The 1427-nt window shown below is 64.5% G+C and carries 1 protein-coding gene; it reads left to right on the top strand.

Annotation, left to right across the window (positions count from 1 at the left end; translation table 11 throughout):
• Positions 1-192: 192 nt before the first annotated feature.
• Positions 193-1404, top strand: a complete 1212-nt coding sequence (locus ABIB35_RS18690; protein ID WP_354183239.1) for an IS110 family RNA-guided transposase — start codon at positions 193-195, stop codon at positions 1402-1404.
• The last annotated feature ends 23 nt before the right edge of the window (positions 1405-1427 follow it).

The following is a 1427-nucleotide window of genomic DNA, read 5'->3' on the forward strand; positions in this document are numbered from 1 at the left end:
GGCCGGTCGGTTCCGGCATGGTTTTTGCCCCCAGTCATCCATGATCCGGGGGGTGTTGCCACCGGAACCGACTTGGCGGCCGGTGGATCGCTAATAGAGGCACGACCCAACGGTTCTTCGTAACGTGGATGTGACTTCCTGCCGCCCAGACCAGCCAACACCGTCAGTCTCAGCGAATAGACGGGGGTAGCCATGATTCTGGAACACGAGAGCATCGACGTTTTCCTTGGCCTGGACGTCGGCAAGACCGGCCACCACGCCGTGGCCCTGAACCGGGCCGGGAAAAAGCTCTACGACAAGGCCCTGCCGCAGGACGAAACCAAAATCCGGGACATCATCACCAAGCTCGCCGGCCACGGGAACGTCCTGGTCGTCGTGGATCAACCTGCGACGATCGGAGCTCTGCCCGTCGCGGTCGCCCAAGCCGCCGGAGCAACCGTGGGCTACCTGCCCGGTTTGGCGATGCGCCGGATCGCGGACCTGCACCCGGGCCAGGCGAAAACCGACGCCCGGGACGCAGCCATCATCGCCGAAGCCGCCCGCTCCATGCCGCATACCCTGCGCTCCGTGGAACTGGACGATGAAACCCTGGCCGAGCTTGGCGTGCTCTGCGGGTTCGACGATGACCTCGCCGGTCAGATCACCGCAACGTCGAACCGGATCCGCGGGCTCCTCACCCAAATCCATCCCGCCCTGGAACGGGCCCTGGGCCCGCACCTGGATCACCCGGCGGTGGCGGACCTACTCACCCGGTATCCGACTCCTGCGGCGTTGAAGACCGCAGGGCGTGGGCATGTGAAAGCACGATTGAAGAAGCATGCACCGCGTGCTGCTGAACGGCTCACCGAGGCAATATTCGATGCTCTGGGCCAGCAGACGGTGGTGGTTGTGGGCACCGGTGCCGCCGGAATCGTGCTGCCGAAACTCGCCGAGCAGCTCCTGGCATTGCGCCGGCAACGCGACGACATCACATCCCAGGTTGAAGCCCTGGTGGAGGCCCACCCTCTTTACGAGGTCCTGACCTCGATGCCGGGCATCGGCGTCAGGACCTGCGCACGAATCCTCACCGAAGTCACCGGCAAACACTTCGCCTCCGCCGCCCACCTGGCCTCCTACGCCGGAATCGCCCCGGTCACACGTCGCTCCGGAACCTCCATCCGAGGTGAACACCCGAGCCGGCGGGGCAACAAGAAACTCAAACGCGCCCTGTTCCTCTCGGCCTTCGCCGCCCTGCATCATCCGCCGTCGAGGGCATATTACGACCGCAAACGCGCAGAAGGTAAACGCCATAACCAGGCAATCATTGCCCTGGCCCGGCGTCGTTCAGATGTCCTCTTCGCCATGCTCCGTGACGGCACCCTCTACGCAGACCCGGCACCAAAGAACCTGCCCTCAGTCGCTTGACGAAAACCATAGAGGCACCCCCC

It is taken from the genome of Arthrobacter sp. UYP6 (genome assembly GCF_040547315.1).
GTDB lineage: Bacteria > Actinomycetota > Actinomycetes > Actinomycetales > Micrococcaceae > Arthrobacter_B.

Bases quoted from the DNA above. Each gene is read 5' to 3' on its own strand.
- ABIB35_RS18690 (WP_354183239.1), top strand. From the start codon at position 193: ATGATTCTGGAACACGAGAGCATCGACGTTTTCCTTGGCCTGGACGTC.